Source organism: Shinella sp. GW835-FHT14H05 (genome assembly GCF_058793575.1).
In genome coordinates this window covers 736,203-752,422 of sequence record NZ_JBXAFY010000002.1, presented here as the reverse complement: position 1 = coordinate 752,422, position 16,220 = coordinate 736,203, and the positions used below count along the sequence as shown (strand labels likewise).

14 protein-coding genes are annotated in these 16,220 nt (G+C 62.8%); 6 read left to right on the top strand and 8 right to left on the bottom strand.

Annotated elements, in window-relative coordinates; translation table 11 throughout:
- The 5 genes from AC1Q6Z_RS10890 to AC1Q6Z_RS10870 all read right to left on the bottom strand — a co-directional run bounded on the left by AC1Q6Z_RS10890 (position 1) and on the right by AC1Q6Z_RS10870 (position 6,440).
- Entirely contained in the window at positions 1–1,134 is a 1,134-nt protein-coding gene (locus AC1Q6Z_RS10890; protein ID WP_492647782.1) for a lysozyme inhibitor LprI family protein, read from the bottom strand.
- On the bottom strand, positions 1,131–2,375 hold the full coding sequence (locus AC1Q6Z_RS10885; RefSeq protein ID WP_492647781.1) for a lysozyme inhibitor LprI family protein: 1,245 nt from the start codon (positions 2,373–2,375) through the stop codon (positions 1,131–1,133). Before AC1Q6Z_RS10885 ends, AC1Q6Z_RS10890 begins: the two co-directional genes overlap by 4 nt.
- Positions 2,376–2,397: 22 nt before the next feature.
- On the bottom strand, positions 2,398–3,804 hold the full coding sequence (locus AC1Q6Z_RS10880) for a caspase family protein (RefSeq protein WP_492647780.1): 1,407 nt from the start codon (positions 3,802–3,804) through the stop codon (positions 2,398–2,400).
- A gap of 124 nt (positions 3,805–3,928) precedes the next feature.
- Complete coding sequence (locus AC1Q6Z_RS10875) at positions 3,929–5,695, bottom strand: uracil-xanthine permease family protein (RefSeq protein WP_492647779.1); 1,767 nt, start codon at positions 5,693–5,695, stop codon at positions 3,929–3,931.
- A 118-nt stretch (positions 5,696–5,813) separates the two neighbouring features.
- The gene (locus tag AC1Q6Z_RS10870; protein WP_492647858.1) at positions 5,814–6,440 is read right to left on the bottom strand and encodes a TetR/AcrR family transcriptional regulator; all 627 of its coding nucleotides are present in this window, start codon (positions 6,438–6,440) and stop codon (positions 5,814–5,816) included.
- 147 nt (positions 6,441–6,587) lie between these two features.
- Between AC1Q6Z_RS10870 and AC1Q6Z_RS10865 the strand changes: the two genes are divergently transcribed.
- Positions 6,588–8,801 carry a caspase family protein gene (locus AC1Q6Z_RS10865; RefSeq protein WP_492647778.1) on the top strand — a complete coding sequence of 738 codons (2,214 nt, stop codon included), beginning with the start codon at positions 6,588–6,590 and terminating at the stop codon, positions 8,799–8,801.
- 51 nt (positions 8,802–8,852) lie between these two features.
- Here the strand turns inward: AC1Q6Z_RS10865 and AC1Q6Z_RS10860 are convergent, their stop codons facing one another.
- From AC1Q6Z_RS10860 to AC1Q6Z_RS10850, 3 genes are all read right to left on the bottom strand, one after another.
- A complete protein-coding gene (locus tag AC1Q6Z_RS10860; protein ID WP_492647777.1) occupies positions 8,853–9,287 on the bottom strand; it encodes a pyridoxamine 5'-phosphate oxidase family protein in 435 nt (144 codons plus the stop codon).
- Positions 9,288–9,661: 374 nt separating this feature from the next.
- Complete coding sequence (locus AC1Q6Z_RS10855; protein WP_492647776.1) at positions 9,662–10,627, bottom strand: SDR family NAD(P)-dependent oxidoreductase; 966 nt, start codon at positions 10,625–10,627, stop codon at positions 9,662–9,664.
- 60 nt (positions 10,628–10,687) lie between these two features.
- The gene (locus AC1Q6Z_RS10850) at positions 10,688–11,491 is read right to left on the bottom strand and encodes an SDR family NAD(P)-dependent oxidoreductase (protein WP_492647857.1); all 804 of its coding nucleotides are present in this window, start codon (positions 11,489–11,491) and stop codon (positions 10,688–10,690) included.
- A gap of 84 nt (positions 11,492–11,575) precedes the next feature.
- Here AC1Q6Z_RS10850 and AC1Q6Z_RS10845 point away from each other — a divergent pair, with 84 nt between their 5' ends.
- From AC1Q6Z_RS10845 to AC1Q6Z_RS10825, 5 genes are all read left to right on the top strand, one after another.
- Entirely contained in the window at positions 11,576–12,175 is a 600-nt protein-coding gene (locus tag AC1Q6Z_RS10845) for a TetR/AcrR family transcriptional regulator (RefSeq protein ID WP_492647775.1), read from the top strand.
- Between the two features lie 5 nt (positions 12,176–12,180).
- Entirely contained in the window at positions 12,181–12,615 is a 435-nt protein-coding gene (locus AC1Q6Z_RS10840) for a GFA family protein (protein ID WP_492647774.1), read from the top strand.
- Between the two features lie 150 nt (positions 12,616–12,765).
- Positions 12,766–13,701, top strand: coding sequence for an IclR family transcriptional regulator (locus AC1Q6Z_RS10835; protein WP_492647773.1), 936 nt, complete (start codon positions 12,766–12,768; stop codon positions 13,699–13,701).
- Positions 13,702–13,835: 134 nt separating this feature from the next.
- Entirely contained in the window at positions 13,836–14,609 is a 774-nt protein-coding gene (locus tag AC1Q6Z_RS10830; RefSeq protein ID WP_492647772.1) for an enoyl-CoA hydratase/isomerase family protein, read from the top strand.
- Positions 14,610–14,660: 51 nt separating this feature from the next.
- On the top strand, positions 14,661–16,187 hold the full coding sequence (locus AC1Q6Z_RS10825; RefSeq protein ID WP_492647771.1) for an AMP-binding protein: 1,527 nt from the start codon (positions 14,661–14,663) through the stop codon (positions 16,185–16,187).
- Positions 16,188–16,220 lie beyond the last annotated feature (33 nt).

The following is a 16,220-nucleotide window of genomic DNA, read 5'->3' as shown; positions in this document are numbered from 1 at the left end:
TCAGCGGATCTCCAGGTCCATCACCGTGCCGAAGACCGGCACATTGCGGGCCGACCAGCCGTCGCCATCCGCTGTGAGGCCGAGTTCCGAACATAGCTTGTTCTCGCCGCCTGACAGGTTTGATGTTTGCTGGTGCATGCCGGTGAGGAAGGATTGCGAAAAGCCGTCATCGAAGGGAGCGGGTGTCAGGCAGGCGACCGCTTTGTAGAAACGGTCGCGATGCTCCGGGTTGGTTGCAGAGAAGGATTGGAAAACGCCGCGAAGGCCGTCCAGCTTTGCCTGGCAGAATGCCGCCATGTCCGCGTCGTAGCGGCAGCCGAGTTCGGTCGAATATTGCACGCGGCACTGCGGGTCGGCGAGGTTCTTGAGGCACGCCGGCAGCCGCCCTGCGAAGGCTTCGGCCTCGTTCTTGTCCCAGTTGTTGTCGGCGGGGCTGCCCTCGATCGTTTCCGGCGATTGGTGCAGCCGCGCGCCGGTCTCGGGGTCGTAGCGCAGCATGTCCCATTCGGCGGCGACGAAGCCGGATGTCAGCGGCCCGAACCCGCTCACCTGGCGGATCTTGGCCTGGAAATCGCTGACATCCTTGCGGAAGCTCCAGTCCTGCACCTTGCGCGGTCCGGTGGCGAGCGCCACCCGGTCGGCAACGGTGCGCATCGGCGGCACGCCGAGCCGCAGCATCACCCATGCATCGCGCTGGAACGCGCTTTGTTGCACCCGCCGTTCGGACCAGCTCTTGTCCGCAAGGCCTGCTTCCGCAACGTCGGGATCCAGCAATTCGTCGAGCCGCGCCTCGACCATCGCGTGGCGGCAGGCCTCGGGACCGGCGGGGTTAGCGCCGGCAAGCGCGCATTGGCGCGCGCTGAACGTTTCCCAGGCGGCCTGCGATGCCGCCAGTCTAGCGCGTTGTGTCTCGGCCTTCTCCTGCGCGATCTTGCCGGTGGCGGCGAGGTCCGCGACATGGGCATCGAGCTGGCGAAGGGTGAGGGCGAGCGCTTCTGCTTGAGCCGCGGATCGCCAGGCCGCGCACCGCTCCAGCGTCAGAGCGTGTTTCTCGCAGTCGGAGACCTCCTGGGCGAGCGCCGGGGCAGCCATCGAGACCATGGCGACGAACAGGCCGGTTGCAAGACGGCTCATAGGCCGGCCTCCTCAAGGGCTTTGACAACGCGTTGCAGGTGATCGGCATAGTCCGGGTCGCGTGCCGGATCGGAGACAGCGGCATCCTCGCGATATTGCGAGAACGCGCTTTCCACGGAGAGGGCGTAGAGTTCGGTGTCTCCAGAGCCGATCGCATTGTTGTTTTCGTCGAACGTCCAACCGACGAGTTTGCTGCAAAGTGCGGTTTCGCGCTCGGGCAGCGTCTCGATATCGACCGTCTTCACCTGCGCATCGCCGCCCGCCGGCTGGGCGATAAAGGTGAGCTTGCTGACGGTTTCCGCATTGTCCGGCGCGAAGACCGCAAGACCCGCACCCTTGCCGCCTTCCGCGATGCAGCCCGCCATGCCGTAGACCGAATGGGACTGGAAACTGGAGAACAGCGACGCCGTGCGGCCATCGCGCTGATAGCCGGCGGCGATGGTGCGCTTGATATCGAAGACGCTCTGGCAGGCCTTGGCGACGGGCGGATCCAGCCGGCAGCCGAGCTCTATGGAATAGTTGATGCGGCAATCGGCCGTGCCGAGGTCGCGCATGCATTCGGGGAAGCTGGCGGCGAGCGCTTGCAGGTTGGCGTCGCTGGCGCTGATCGGTGCGCTCTCGATGAGGGGCTGTCCGTTTTCCGGGTGGTATCGCCAGGCGTCCCAATCCGTGGCGATGGCCTTCGCGGTCTCCGCTTCGAAGCCGCGCGCCGCCAGCGCCTTCTCGACCAGCGTCGCGCCGTAACGCTTCTTTATGTACCAGGTGTAATCGCCGAAGCCGAAGGCGCGGGGGGAATATTGCGAGTCGGCGAGCGTGTCGAAATCCGGTTCGAGCCCGCCCTCCGCCTGCGCCTCGCCTTCTTCCGGCGGCACGATGCCGAGAAGCCCGTCGAGTTCCTTCATCCGCTGCCAGGATGTCCAGCGCAGGCATTGCAGGCCCTGGATGACCCCGACGATGCCCTCTTGCCCGGCGAAGTAATCGCAGGTTGCCTTGCGATAGGCGAGCCAGGCTTCCTGCGCGGCGCGCACTGCGTCCGGTTCCGAGGAGGCGGCGAGCACGGCGGCAAGCCGGCTTTCCACCTCGCCGTCCAGCCCGCCGCCCATGGCCGCCAGGCAGGCTTCGATTTTCAGGTTGCCGGTATCCTTGCATTCCGCCGGCGTCTCGAAATTCTCGACGATCCCGCCGGCCGCTGCCGGTTCCGCGAGCGCGCTGAGAAGCATAGCTATGAAAAGGCGTTTCATCGTCTTCTCCCTTCGCAGACCGTCAATGGCATCGGAACCCCGCCGGCACGGCGTCATAGATCTTGAGCGCGTGGATCGTTTCGAGCGTCAGCCCGCCTGACTTGAGCCGCGCCTGCCGCTGGAAGGCCCCGACCGCGTCGGGCAGTTGTTCCGGGCTGGCGACGTTGATTCCCGTCTGCGTCAGCGCTTGGGTCAGCGCGGTTTTCCCGTGGTCGGAGAGGTAGGGCATCAGGTCCTGCGAGGTGAGCGTCGATCCGGCTTCGAGGTCGCCGAGATCGCGGGCTCTCGAAATCAGCTGGAGCGCGTGCGCCACATCCGGCTTCGCCATGCCGCATCCGGCGAGATACATGATGCCGAGCGCGTTGATGGCGGCCGGATGGCCCTTGTCGGCGGCGGCCTGATAATGCTCCAGCGCCTCGGTCAGGCGCTCGGCCTTTTCCAGCGCGCGGGCGAGATTGTGCTGGAGCCTGGCGCTTTGCGGTTCGCCGGCAACAGCATCGAGGCAGGCGGGCACGGCCTTCACGGCGTCGATATCCTCGAAGGTGATACCCTTGAGGCCGACGAAATTGCGTGCATCGACCGCAAGCCGGTCGCACTCCGTGATGCTGGGCGGGCGGAAGAACAGCGTGCGGCTCGTCTGCACCAGATATTCGGGCTTCTGCACGCCGTTGGTGCTGGCCAGCACGTCGCCAGCTGCAAGGCGGAACATTTCCGACACTTCCAGCCCGGGCTGGTCGATGAAGCGCAGCAGGCTGTCGGTGTAGGGGCTATGCTCACCCCGGCCATCGGAGGCAACCTGGCCTGCCGCCGTGGCGAAGGCCACCACGCGGAAATATCCGGCACTCGCTGCCCCGGCCACCGGCTTGGGCAGGTCGATCCGGGCAAGGCCGCGCGATCCGCCGGCGCCGTGCACCAGGCCGCTGAACGGGTTGTCGCGGCAGGCATCGAGCACGATGATCTTGGCCGCATCCGGCTTTGCCTTCGCCTCGATGGCCGCGAGGATCGTGTCGACCGCGATGAGGTCGTCCCGCCGCCCATCCCGCGCGAGATCGACCGGCACGATGAAATTGCGGCCATCGAGCTGAAGGCCATGGCCGGCATAGAAGACGAAGATCACGTCGGCGCTGGAAAGATCGTCGGCAAAACGGCGGATCGTCTCCTGCAAGGCGTCCCTCGGCTGGTCGATCGCCGTGTGCAGGCGAAAACCGAGGCCGCCGAGTTTTTCGGCCATCGCCTTGGCGTCATTGGCCGGGTTGGCGAGCCGGCTCGCCGATTGGTAGGTGGCGTTTCCGATAACGAGGGCGACGCCGTCGAATGTGCCATGCGAGGCGGACACCTGCGCTCTGGAGTTCGATGCGCCGGCAATCAGAAGCAGGAATAGCGCGATGAAAAAGTGGAGACCTGCATGTCTTTCGGGGCGTCCCAGCATGCTTTCTGCTCCGCATTACGCGCACCTCGTTCGCAGGCGCGCCACCTTGGTCCGCTCATCAGGCGGCTTATAGAAACCGAAAAAGTGCGAAGAGGCAATCGATGCAGCCCTGAAAGCTGCAGCCCTAGTGATCGAAATGCAGCAAAACGAAAGCCTGGCCGTTCCGGGTGCCGACATTCGTGCGATCGGCGAGGCGTTGGACGAGAACCGCGGATACGTTCGCCATCGCACGCGCCACGGCGTCGTCGTCCGCTTCGAGCCAGTTCTCGATCTCTGGCGCCTCGACGCCGGCGAGCACCAGCGGCGGGCCGCTGTGCAGGATCTCCACGTCGAAGTTCAACTCGTCGAAACGGGCGCGAACGGCCATTGCCCGCCGCTCCTGGCCGGCGGCCGCAATGAGTTCCGTAGCCTCGATGGCCGCCAGCGCTGCCCGGCTGACCACGTCGCGACGCGCTGCCCATATGCCGCCCTGTTCCTCGACGAATTCGGTGACCGGGGTGATGAGGTCGGCCTCCTCACCCAGTTGGCGCTGGGCCACCATCGACGTGCCGATGCGAAACAGCAGGTTGAGCACGATCGCCACGAAGCCCGCCATGACGAAGCCGCTGCCGACAAAATGGCGCGCCGAAGCCGGAACGCTTTGGGCGAGCTCTGGGATGAGCATGACCGTGAGGCCGACGAAAAGCGACAGTCCGATCATGAAGATGCTTCGGCTGTCGATCGCACGCGAGGTGGCGAGCTCGATGCCGGAGACGATGAGGAAAGCGGCGGCGTAGACCTGGATCGCCCCGATCACCGGGGTGGGAATGATCGTCAGCGCCAGCGTGGCTTGCGGCAGCAAGCCGACGATGGCGATGGCCGCGGCCGCGACGATGCCGATCCAGCGCGAGGTCGAGCGGGTGGCGTGGCTCAAGCCGATATTGGCGGAGGAGGCACCGGTCGGCATGGCGCCCAGCAATCCCGACAGCACGTTTCCGATGCCGTTCGCCATCACGCCGCCACCGGCCGTTTTCATGTCCGGCCGGTGCCAATCGGCATCGTCCATGCGGTCGACGATGACGGTGCTGGCGAAGGTGTCGAATTGGCCGAGAAGGCCGACGACCACGATGACGGCGAGCAAGGCAAAATCGAAGTTGAAGACGGGCGCCGGAAGCACGGGCAATGCGAGCACCGGCGCGGTGGCAAACAATTCAAGCCCGGTCAGCCGTCCGCACAGGGCGGCAACGACAACGCCGGCGACGATGCCGGCCGCAAGGCCGAAAAGCTTCATCTTGCTGCTGCCCCACACCGACAGCACCACGACCGTCGTCAGCGTGACGCCGGCGATCAGGGCGCTGAGCGGATCGACCTGGAAGCTTTCGCTGATGCCCAAAGACTGCCGCGCGGCACCCTGAATGAGCGACAAGCCGCCCATGCAGACGACGACGCCGAGCACCGTCGGCGGAAACAGCGCGCGCAGATGCGGGATGAGCCGGCTGAGCCCCATGGCCGGCAGGCCCGTGGCGAGGCCCAGCATCAGCATGCCGCCGACACCGTAATCGCGCAGCACGACGGCGACGAAGGGCACCATGATCGGGCCGGGAATATGCACGATCAGCGCTCCGGCGCCAATGCGACCGCCCCACGCCTGCAGGAAGGTCGCGATCGCCATGCCGAGGATCGAGCAAGTGAGAAAGGTCTGGGTCTCCGCCACGGACAATCCGCCGAGCTTGGCGGCGGCCAACGCGTAGGTCGACAGCGCGATGGCCATCACCGCATGCTGGCCCGCCAGCGCCAGAAGCGCGCCGCGCGGCAGCGGATCGGAATTGGCATAAACGATGTCTGAAGGTTTGCGCCTTGCGCGTGCGGCAGGAAGCCTGAAGTTTTTCAGGTCGAATGCGGATGAAAACATAAATTCTCTGCTTGCATGGAAAAGAACAATTCTTGTCACATTCACCGATAGGGTGTGTGCTGACAATGTCTTACGGCCACCAAGCTCGCCCAATATAGGGGCGTTCTACCCGCTGCTTTCAGCGATGGCTTCTTGCGATCATCGCGATGATGGTATCGTAAAGCTCCGCCTGCGCCTGTTCGGCCGTGATCTCGCCTGTCGTGGCGGCATTGGACAAGGCATCGGACGCCCCGAGCATGGCCCAGAAAGCGGCACGCGAAATGCCCTTGGAGCCTGTGAAGGGCGCGAATATCTTTCGGCACTTCTCGATGAAGGCCAATTGATAGTCCCACTTAACGGTCGCCAGTTCAGGCGACCCGGCGAGTCCTGCCAGTACACCGGGAATCTCCCGTCCCTGGGACAGGACGCATTCGACATAAGACGAGGCGATGACCCTCGCAATCGCCTCCAAGGTCGGAGCACTGGCCTCGATCGCAGCATCGATCACCGCTGTCTGGCGCAGGTCGAAATCCTGATAGAGCGCGGTCAGCAGGCCATTTCGCGTGCCGAAATGGTCATAGATCACCGGCTTGGTAACGCCAGCCTCCGCAGCCATGCGCGGCAACGTCAGCGCGTCGGTGCCTTCCTCGCGCACGAGCCGCCATGCCACGTCCAGAAGCTGGTGAAGGCGATCCTCCCGGCTGAGCCTTATGCGCTTCGCGGAAGCGGGCGTTTCTGTCGGTGTATTCGACACTGTATATACCATAAGTAACCTACCGGAGGTATGTAGGAGAATTCCGCCAAGCGCAAGCAACGCCCCAAATATCGCAGCCAAAAAGTCCATCCGGCAAACTTCCCCTCCCGTTTCGGTTGCGGCATATTTGCCGCGCCATGAAAGTCGCGTGAGGGGACCATGCTGCTTCGTCTCGCCATCCTGCTTCTTGCCGTTCTTCTCGGTCAGCCGGCGTTTGCAGAGCGCAAGGCCGCTCTGTTGATCGGCAACGCCACTTATGCCGCGCCGGCCACAGTGCTGAAAAATCCACCGAACGACATCATCGCGATGAAGGCCACGTTGGAGGGCGCGGGCTTCGACGTGACGGTTCTGCAGAATGCCGGCCGCGCGGCGATGTCTGCGGCATTGGCGACGTTCGAGCAGAAGGTTGTGGGTGCCGATATTGGCCTTATCTATTATTCCGGCCACGGCATCGAAGTGAATGGAGACAACTTCCTCATTCCCGTCGATGCGAAACTCGCCTCGGACCGGGATGTCAAATACGAGACCATCCTGCTTGATGACCTTCTCCATGCGCTTGCCGGCGCAACGAAGCTGAAGCTCGTGCTGCTTGATGCTTGCCGCGACAACCCGTTCCTGACCTCCATGAAGCGTCTTTCCACCCGGGGCATCCCCACCCGCGGCCTCGCGCGGGCCGATACGGCGGAAAGCAACATGCTGATCGGCTACGCCACGGGACCGGGCGAAGTGGCGCTGGACGGTGATGGCGCGATGAGCCCCTACGCAACGGCGCTGGCCCGCCACCTCGTCACGCCCGGGCTGGAGATCGAGGCGGCCTTGCGTGCAGTTGCCAAGGATGTGTTCGATGCAACGGGCGGCAAGCAGCGCCCCTTCAAGACGGGCTCGCTGTTCGAGACCGTCATGCTCGGCGAGGGTTTTGCGCCGGACGCTTCCGGAGCGGTCGGTAACAACGATCCCTGCCGGGATGCGGCTGCGCATTGGGCGGAAATCCGCGAAGGTAAAAACAAGGCGATGTTTGAGGATCACGTCCGCCTCTTCCCCACCTGCGCCTTCGCCAATATCGCGCGGCAGCGCATGGCCGATCTTGCGCCTGTCGTCACTGTGCGGGAGGCGACCGGAGAAACGGAGTGCGACCGCTTGGCCGCGGCCGAAAACGACCCGTTCAAGCTGGCCTCGACCAAGGGTGTCGATTTCTACAAGATCGATTCTGCCCGCGCGATACCAGCGTGCCAGGACGCGATGCGTGAAAATCCGCAGGAGAAGCGGTTCTCTTATCAGCTTGGTCGCTCCCTCGATCAAGCCGGCCGGTTTGCCGAGGCCCTGGCGGAGTATCGCAAGGCTGCCGATCTCGGCAATCACCAGGCCATGCGCAACCTGGCGATCCTCTATGAGAACGGCGAAGGCACGGCGCAGGACTATGTTGAAGCCATGCGCTGGTTCCGCAAATCGGCAGATCTTGGAAACGGGCTGGCGATGAACAATGTCGGCCTGTTCTACCGCAACGGCAAAGGTGTGCCGGAAGATTTTGCCTTGGCGCAGGAGTGGTATCGAAAGTCGGCGGATGCGGGCATCCCCGTCGCCATGCAGAACATCGGCGATTTGTTCGATCTCGGTCTGGGAACGGCGCAGGACTTTAAACAGTCCCTTGCCTGGTATGAGAAGGCGGCTGCGGCTGGTCACGCGCCGGCCATGACCAATGTCGGCTGGGCGTATGAAATGGGTCGCGGCGTGGAGCGCGATGATACGGAAGCCATGCGCTGGTATCAAAAAGCTGCCGCCGGTGGGGATGCGCAGGCGATGAACAATATCGGCCTGTTCTACGAGCACGGTCGTGCCACCAAAAGGAATTATGCGGAAGCCATGCGCTGGTTCCGTCGAGCGGCCGACACGGGACATGCTGGGGCGATGACGAATATTGGCTGGGCATTCGACGCGGCACACGGGGTCAAGCGTGACGATAAGCAGGCTTTGGAATGGTATCGAAAAGCTGCGGATGGCGGGGATGCCCAGGCGATGAACAATCTCGGCACCTTTTACCAGAACGGCCGGGCAGTGAAGAAAGACGAGAAGGAAGCGCTCCGCTGGTATCTGAAGGCGGCCGAAAAAAACAACTCTTATGGTGCCCACAACCTTGCGGCCCTCCTGGAACAATCCGAGCCGGCCGAGGCCGGCCGCTGGATGGAAACCGCTTTGCGTCTCGGGCACACCGACTCGCTGCAACAGATGAAAGAAAACAGCCGAGAGTGGTCACTCCCTTTCCGCAAGGAGCTTCAGCAACGGTTGAGCAAAGCAGGCGTCTATTCCGGGGATGTTGACGGCCGCTTTGGCCCCTCGACGATCGAAGCGATTCAGGCTGTTTTTGGCAAAGGTTGACTAGGCCGCGAAACTTCTGCCGTCTTTGAATCCGAGTTACGTGGTTTTCATTTACAACGGGATCGTGCCGTTTTCCTCGCCGTCCCAATACTGGACACGCGTGCCCCGGACATTGATCAGCACGAGTCCTGGCGTTTCCGCTCCCTGCGCAAACCATCTTTCGAGGTCGGGCACCCAGTGCCGTTCGACTTCGACCTTGTCGCGGATGATGCGGGCTTCGCCCTCGATGGAAATGAACATGCCGGGTTTGCCGAGCAGGCTTGGCGGTTCCGTGAAGGAAAGGGAAACCTGCGGATCGCGAGCGATATCGGTGACCTTGTTCGTATCCTCAAAGGAGAAGAACCAGGAGTCGCCGTCATAGTCGACATCGCCATTGTTGCTCATCGGCCGGTTGGTAATCGCACCGGATGCGCCATGCGTCGACATCATGCAAAAATCGATCTTCTTCAGTTTCCGGGCAATGTCGGGAAGTGTTGTCGATGACATGGCGGTAGCCTTCGCAAAGGAAAATGGATGAGACGGATCAAACAGGAAATGGGATGAGGCGTCGAAAGTTCCTTTGGGTGGTGAGGATGGGAACCGCGCGTTCGTGTTTAGACGTGGGCCGAGGAAGCGGGTGACAGATACGGGACGGACAACGGCGAGATCGTCGTCGTACCGATCGGGGATGCAAGCTTCTTCCTGACCGTGTCCGGTCTAGTGATCTACAACGATCCGGCCGGTGGTCGGGCGTTGTTCGCGGGCCAGCCGACGCCCGGATTGGTATTGATGTGCCACGAACATATCGACCATTTCGATATCCTGCGACATATGTGGGGGTGGGATAACGAAGGAAGCCCTGGTCATCCCACCCCTTTCGATCAGGCAGCGCCGATCAACTCTCCGCTTTTCGCCCAAAGCTGTTTGGCCCTTTCGGCATCGAGCGCATACGACCTGACACCGTCGGCAAACGGATTGGGCGTGTCATTGATCGGCGTGATCGCGCAATCTTCGAGATAGTGTCCGCCGATCTCCTCCTTGTCGGCAACGACTGCCGCCCAGACCGAGGTTGCGGCCGCCTGCGTGATTTCCTTCAGCTCTGCCGGTGCAAGGCCTGCGTCGGCGCGGGCTTTGCCAACGGTCGCAAAAAGGCCCTCCAACTCTTCCTGCGAGAAGTTGCGGGGGAGATCCGTCAGGCTGTTGCCCGGCATCACCGAGGCAGCGCGGACGCCACGACCGCGATGCCGTCTGTCGAATTCCACTGCGAAGAGGGCATTGGCCGTCTTCGAGCGCCCGTAAGCGACAAAAGGATCATAGGCCTGTTGCGCGAAGTTCGGATCGTCCAGGTCGATATCGGCGACGCGATGCGCCTGCGACGACAGCACCACCAGGCGTCCGTCATCGACGAGCAGCGGCTCGATCCGATTGATCAGCGCGAAATGACCAAGATGGTTGGTTCCGAACTGGATTTCGAAGCCATCGACCGTATGGCCGAACGGCGTTGCCATGACGCCGGCATTGGCGATGATGGCATCAAACGTCCGCCCGTCCGCCAACAGCGCGTCCGCGCAGGCACGAACGCTTTGCAAGGATGCCAGATCGAGCGCGATCAGCTCCAGGCTGCCACCGCCCTGCGACGCGGCATCGCGAACCGCAGCGGTGACCGTCTCGGCCTTGGCGAGGTCCCGGACCGCGGCGACGACGCTGGCACCATGGGATACCAGCGAGCGGGCGGTCTCCAAACCGATGCCCGACGATGCACCTGTCACGAGGAACCGTTTTCCTTTGAGGTCGACGCCGGAAAGCACCTCGTCGGCGGTCGATTTTGCACCAAATTTCTCAGTCATTTCCTGTCCTTCGATTGGGCGTGTGAAAATTCGAATCTGCTTCGTGCGTCTCTTCGACGCTCAGATTCCAAGGCCGCCGGCCATGTTTATCGTCTCGCCGGTGATGTAGCCCGCATGGGGGCCGGCGAGGAAGCAGACGGCCTCTGCCACCTCTTCAAGGGTTGCGAAGCGACGGATCGGATGCAGGTCCAGGAAGGCGTCGAGGGGAGGGAGCTCCCCGGCCACGTCCTTGTTCATATCCGTGGGCATGGCGCCCGGCTGCAGGACATTCACCGTGATATTGCGGGGGCCGAGGTCGCGCGCGATTCCCTTCGCATATCCGATGAGCGCTGCCTTCGTTCCCGCATAGTCGGCGACACCCTTGAAGGGCACGTAGGAGCCGAGGAGCGAGCCGATAAAGATGATCCGGCCGCCGTCCGTCAGCCTGGACGCGGCTGCGCGAGTGTTGGCGATCGAGCCCAAAACGTTGACCTGCCACTGTCGATTGTACTTTTCCTCGTCGAGGTTGGGATCGTCTACCAACTGACCCTGGGTGGCGATGCCGGCATTGTTGACCAGGATGTCGAGCTTGCCGAATTCGGCGATCACCTTGTCGATCAGCGGCCTGGCTGAGGACAGGTCAGCCTGGTCGCTCTTGATCGCGATCGCGCGAACACCCTTCGCCTTGAGTGCCTCCACGACAGCCTCGGCCTTTTCGGCAGAGGCCGCATAGGTGATCGCAACATCTGCCCCCTGACGGGCAAACGCCTCCGCGGTGGCGGCGCCAAGCCCACGCGAGCCGCCCGTGATGAGCACGACCTTGCCTTCAAATATCTTCGTCAAAACATATTCCTTCCTGACGTGGGCTGTTAACGTAACAGTCATTACGATAACGACTGGTATGAAATATTGACGATTGCTGTCAAGTGGTTTATTAATGCTCGTTATGAAAAAGGCCGGATTGAACTGATGGGACGCCATCGCGAATTTGACGTCGAAAAAGTGCTGGATGCCGCCCTCTGCGTGTTCTGGCGCAAGGGCTACGAGGGTGCGTCCTATGCCGACCTGACGGAGGCTGCCGGCGTGGAGAGGCCGGCCCTCTATTCCGCATTCGGAAACAAGGAAGCGCTCTTTCGCCGAGCGCTGAAGCGTTACTACGAGCGGTATCTGGACTACATTCCGGATGCCCTTCAGCTCCAGACATCGCGTGAAGTTGCTGAGCGCATGCTCTACAGGGCCGCCGACCTCAACACCCGCTATCCGAGCCATACGGGTTGCCTCAATATCAACGGCGCCCTGGCCGTATCGGACGACGCGGAATCCGTGCGGCAGGCGCTGATCGACGTTCGCGCGGCCGGTGAAGTGCAGTTTCGAGAACGCTTCGAACGGGCAAAGGCCGAGGGCGACTTGCCGGAGACGGCCAAACCGGAAGCCCTCGCGGCCTTCCTGATGGCGGTACTCCACGGCATGGCCGTGCAGGCCAAGGCCGGCTTCAGCCGCGACGTGCTGGAAGCCGTCGCCGAGCAGGCGCTTTCCACTTGGCCTGCCGCTGGCACGCGGCAAGGATGACCGCTATGCCCGTCGAGGAGCCTGCCAAAATCCGCAAGCTCGCGGGGTCATGCCGGTGCGGATCCGTGACCTATGAGGTCGCGGACGCGTTCGTCTTCGCTGTAAATTGTCATTGCTCACTCTGCCGGCGCGCGACAGGCGCGGCATTCAAACCCCTTGCCGGCATAGAGCGCGACAAGCTGCACATCACGAATGGAGCGGACAAGATTCAAATCTTCGACGCCGGTAGCTGGCATGATGAACGATGCAAGGTGTGCGGCTCTTTCCTTTTTGCCGTCGTTCGGGACGGGGCGTTTGCCCATGTCGCGATGGGAACCTTGGTCGATGCTCCATCCATACGGCCAAGCGCCCATGTGTTTGTCGGCTCCAAAGCGCCGTGGTTCGATATCACGGACGATCTGCCGCAATATGACGAAGGCATCATCGTCAAGGAAAACTAAATCCATATTTCTGGGTTGATCGGTTCACAACTAGTCGATTGGGCTCTTCTCCTGACGCCAAGCGACGATGCGGCAAGCCTGCGTGCCACGCTGAGGTGTGAGCCCGACCAGGTTCGACCGTTTGCTTCCTCCAACGGAGGTTGAAAGCGAGTGCCCCAGACCGCACGCGCCGTCGGCCGGCGCGTGGAAATGGAAGGTGGACTTGCCGATACCGGGAGGCCGGGTTACACGGGACGGGTTCTGCCATGCCGCCTCCCGGGCGTCGAAGCGATTGCCAAGGTGACGAGCTTGTCCTCTGATGACACGAAGAATCCCGACGATGCCGATCCGCTGATGGTGCGGTCGGTGGAGAAGGCGTTCCGGGTGCTTGAAGCCTTCGACGGCACGAACCGCAGCCTCAGCCTCGCGCAGATCGGCGCCAATGTTGGGCTCGACAAGAGTGCAGCGCAGCGCTTCACCCACACGCTGAACAAGCTTGGTTACCTCCAGAAGGACCCGGTGACCAAGCGCTTCGAGCTCAGCCTGCGCAGCCTCGAAATGGCGCGTCATTTCATCACCGCCAATCCGCTCGTCAACCAGGCCATGCCTTATCTCCTCCACCTCAGCCGCGAGACGGAGGAGGCGGTAAACCTGACGCTGCCGGATGGCGCGGAGATCGTCTTTGCCGCCCGCTTCATGAGCCGGCACATGCTGAACACCGATGTCGTCGTCGGCACCCGCATGCCCGCCTTCTGCACGGCGCCCGGCCGTGCGATCCTTTCCCGGCTGCCGCTCACGGAAGCCAGGTCGCTGCTTGAACGCTCGCCGTTGCAGGCGTTCACGCCGCAGACCGTCCACACGGTCGAGGCACTCGTCGAAAGGTTGGAGACCGCGCGCAACGTCGGCTACGCCACGACCTGGGGCGAGTTCTTCCCCGGCGATCTCTCGGTCGCTGCCGCCGTGCTCGACCAGACCGGGCGTCCGGTCGCCGCCGTCAATATCGGCGTCTCCAACGCGCGTTATACGCCGGAGAAGGCGGAAGAGATTTTCGCCCCTCTGGTGGTCGCCGCGACGCGGTCGATCTCGCAGGCGTCCTCCACCTTCTAGCTCTCCAACTCGCTGCGTTTTCCACAACCCGACGGGCGACCGCCGGTCGATTTTGCGTGCCGTGAAAAATCCCATTGACAGTTTCATGTATTGCAATACGATACAAAGTATCAAAATACGATACGATGGAAATTATGACAAACTTCATCTTGACGGAACAGCGCGGCGCGTGCCGCGTGATCACCCTTAACCGCCCCGAGGTGCTCAACGCCTGGCATTCGCCGATGCGATCCGCGCTGATGGACGCGCTGGAGGCGGCCGAGCAAGACGCGTCCGTCGGCGCGATCATCCTGACCGGGGCCGGCGAGCGCGCCTTCGGCGCAGGGCAGGACCTGAACGAGACCAAGACCTTCGATCCGGACCGCGCAGAACTGTGGATCGGCGAATGGGAACGGCTCTACGATCGCATCCGCAGCCTTTCCAAGCCGCTGATCATGGCGCTGAACGGTCTTGCGGCGGGCTCGGCCTTCCAGGTGACGCTGCTCGGTGATTTCCGCATCGGCCATGACGGCGTGAAGATGGGGCAGCCGGAGATCAATTCCGGCATTGCCAGCACGACCGGGCCCTGGATCATGATGGAAATGATCGGCCTGGCACGCACCACGGATCTCACGCTCAGCGGCCGCATGATGGAGTCGGCCGAATGCGTGGCAATCGGCCTCATCAACCGCATCGTCCCGCGCGAACAGGTGCTTGAAGCGTCGCTGGTGCTGGGCGAAGAGCTTGCCGCCAAACCGCGGCTTGCCATGAAGCTCAACAAGCAGCGCTTCCGCGAAGTCACCGAAGCCCGCTTCCGTGATGCGCTTGCGGCGGGCGTGCGCAACCAGCGCATCGCCTATGAAGACGGCGAGCCGAACCGCATGATGGAGCAGTTTCTCGCGTCGAAGGGGAAGGCGAAATCCGGCTGAGCCGGACGCTGGACCCGCCTTTCAAATTCAATGATTTTTCAGGACTGTAGCGTGGAAGACCAAAGTTTCATTTCTTGCCTGCCGGCCCGGGCCGCTGCTTCGCCCGATGCCATCTATGCGACTTTCGACGGCGAGCCGATCACATTCGCGGACCTGGACCGCAAGTCGGATAGCGTGGCGGTTGAACTGCGCCGCCTGGGGGTCGCGAAGGGCGACCGCGTGGCGCTCATGCTGCGCAACAGCCCCGACAGCCTCGCCGTGCTTTTCGCCATCGCCAAATGCGGTGCCGTCTGGGTGCCGGTGAATGTGCAGTTGCGCGGCGACGGGCTGAAATACATCCTGGAACATTGCGATCCGCGCGTCGTCTTCGCCAATCGCGATCTCTTCCCGAACATTCTCGAGTGCGGTGCCGACACGAACGCCTTCCAGCTTGTCGCTGAGACGGGGGATGCGGGGGCGCTGGACAAACTCGCCGGTGGCGACCACGTCTTCTCCGAGTCGCTGCCATCGGCGGACGATCTCTTCGCGCTCAACTACACATCCGGCACGACCGGCCGCCCGAAGGGCGTCTGCGTCACGCATCGCATGCTGCGCTATGCGTCGGAAGGCGCCATGCTCTGCTCGGATGCGCGTGATGGCGATGTCTTCTTCGTGTGGGAGCCGCTTTATCACATCGGCGGTGCGCAGCTTATCCCCATCCCGCTATTGCGCGATGTCACGCTGTCCATGGTGCAACGCTTTAGTGCTAGCCGCTTCTGGGAGCAGGTGCGCGACTGCGGCGCGACGCAGATCCACTATCTCGGCGGCGTCCTGCAAATCCTGTTGAAGCAGCCGGAGAGCGAGCGCGACCGGGATCACACGGTGCGCGCCGCCTGGGGCGGCGGCTGCCCGCGCGATATCTGGCGCGCCTTCGAAGAACGCTTCGGCATGCCGCTTCGCGAGTGCTACGGCATGACGGAATCCTCCAGCATCACCACCTTCAATGCCAGCGGCGTGCTCGGCTCGGTCGGCACGCCCGTGCCGTGGCTTTCGGTGGAAATTCTCGATGAAAAAGGTTCGCCCGTGGCGGCGGGCGTACACGGCGAGATCGTCGTCCATCCGCGTCAGGCGGGCGCGGTCTTCGCCGGCTATTTCCGCAATGAGGAGGCGACCGCCAAGGCGCTGAGGCCGGATGGCTTCCACACCGGCGACCTCGGCATGCTTGACGCAGACGGAAACCTCTATTTCCTCGGACGCCTGACGGATAGCGTGCGCGTCAAGGGCGAGAACGTCTCGGCCTTCGAGGTGGAACATGTCGCCGGCAGCCATCCGATGGTCGAGGATTGCGCGCTGATCGGCGTCAAGGCGGAGATCGGCGAACAGGAGATCAAGCTCTTCATCAAGCCAAAGGAAGGCGCCGATATCGATTATTCCGCCTTCTCCGATTGGCTTGCGCAACGGCTGGCGCCGTTCCAGAACCCACGCTACCTCGCCGTGGTCGAGGATTTCGAGCGCACGCCGAGCCAACGCATCATGAAGCACCGGTTGCCTGTCTCCGTCGACGGTAGCTGGGACAGGCTGCACGGGACCGGCCGATGAAGCCCTGCAAAACCAACACAACCGCATACCCCG